The organism is Streptomyces sp. WAC 04229, from assembly GCF_003947455.1.
Taxonomy (GTDB): Bacteria; Actinomycetota; Actinomycetes; order Streptomycetales; family Streptomycetaceae; genus Streptomyces.
Genome location: NZ_QHJH01000389.1, coordinates 1 through 1,542, shown reverse-complemented (window position 1 = coordinate 1,542; position 1,542 = coordinate 1). Strand labels below are relative to the sequence as shown.

General features: G+C 75.1%; 2 protein-coding genes. Both read left to right on the top strand.

Features of this window, described 5'->3' with window-relative positions:
* Positions 1-865, top strand: an 865-nt coding sequence (locus tag DMH12_RS38425; RefSeq protein ID WP_185832786.1) for an acetate--CoA ligase family protein, incomplete at its 5' end; no start/stop codon positions are given.
* 61 nt (positions 866-926) lie between these two features.
* Complete coding sequence (locus DMH12_RS38420; RefSeq protein WP_161330192.1) at positions 927-1,523, top strand: DUF5998 family protein; 597 nt, start codon at positions 927-929, stop codon at positions 1,521-1,523.
* The last annotated feature ends 19 nt before the right edge of the window (positions 1,524-1,542 follow it).

Sequence of the window (1,542 nt, the reverse complement as noted above, 5' to 3'; positions counted from 1 at the left end):
CACCCGGCTCATCCCCGCCTACCCCGCCGCCGAACGCGCGGTCCGCGCCCTGGCCGAGGCCGTCGCCTACGCCCAGTGGCGGCGCGACGCCGGGGACCCCGGGAAGGTGCCGGAGTACGACGACATCGACGAGAAGGGCGCCGCCGAGCAGATCGCCGGGTACCTCGCGCGCGGGCAGGGGCTCACCCTCGGCGCGGCGGAGACCGGCGAGCTGCTCGGCAGGTACGGCATCGACGTCCACCGCGCGCTGCCCGCCCCCGGCCCCGACGAGGCCGCGTCCGCCGCGCGGGCCATCGGCTACCCCGTCGCCCTCAAGGCCACCGCTCCCCACCTGCGCCACCGCGCCGACCTGGGCGGCGTACGCCTGGACCTCGCCGACGAGGAACAACTGCGGCGGGCGTACGCCGAGTTGACCGAGCTGTTCGGCAAGCCCGCGGAGCTGCGCCCGGTGGTGCAGGGGATGGCACCGCGCGGCGTCGACACCGTCGTCAGGGCCGTCATCGACCCGGCGGCCGGCGCGGTGCTCTCCTTCGGGCTCGCCGGCGCCGCCACCCAGCTGCTCGGCGACACGGCGCACCGGCTGATTCCGGTCACCGACCGCGACGCCACCTCGCTCATCCGCTCGGTCCGCACCGCCCCCCTCCTCTTCGGCTGGCGCGGCTCGGCGCCGGTCGACGCCCCGGCCCTGGAGGAGCTGCTGCTGCGGGTCTCGCGGCTGGTCGACGACCACCCGGAGGTCGTCGCGGTCACCCTGGAACCGGTGGTGGTGGCCCCGCACGGCCTGAGCGTCCTCGGCGCCTCCGTCCGGCTCGCGCCCCCTCCCGCCAGGGACGACCTCGGCCCCCGGACCCTCCCCGCGTACTGACCGCGCACTCCCGGACCGGGTCCCGCCGGAGCGTGCCGCACAGTCAGTGGGCCCCCTTAGGATGGAGGGCATGGCCAAGACCAGTACGACGACCCAGGGGCTGCGAGCGGCGATCGAGCGCAGCGGCTACTACCCGGCCCTCGTGGCCGAGGCGGTGGAGGCCGCCGTGGGCGGCGAGCCCGTGCGGTCGTACCTGGTCCACCAGGAGACGACGTTCGACCAGAACGAGGTGCGCCGGCACGTGACCGTGCTCGTGCTCACCGGCAACCGCTTCATCGTCAGCCACACCGACGAGCAGGCCGCCGACGACACCTCGCCGACGCCGTACGCCACGACGTCCACGGAGTCCGTCAAGCTCGGCCGGATCTCGTCCATCGTCGTCAGCCGCGTCGTCGCCAACCCGGAGCAGTACAAGCCGGGCACCTTGCCCCGCGAGATCGTGCTCACCATCGGCTGGGGCGCCGTCTCCAGACTCGACCTGGAGCCGGCCGCCTGCGGCGACCCCAACTGCGAGGCCGACCACGGCTACACGGGCAGTTCGACGGCCGACGACCTCAGCCTGAGGGTCAGCGAGGCGGGGGACGGCCCCGAGACGGTGCGCCAGGCTCTCACCTTCGCGCAGGCCCTCTCCGAGGCGACCGCGGAGACCGGCCGCTGATGGCCCACCCGCCTCCCCC

Bases quoted from the DNA above. Each gene is read 5' to 3' on its own strand.
- DMH12_RS38420 (WP_161330192.1), top strand. From the start codon at position 927: ATGGAGGGCATGGCCAAGACCAGTACGACGACCCAGGGGCTGCGAGCG.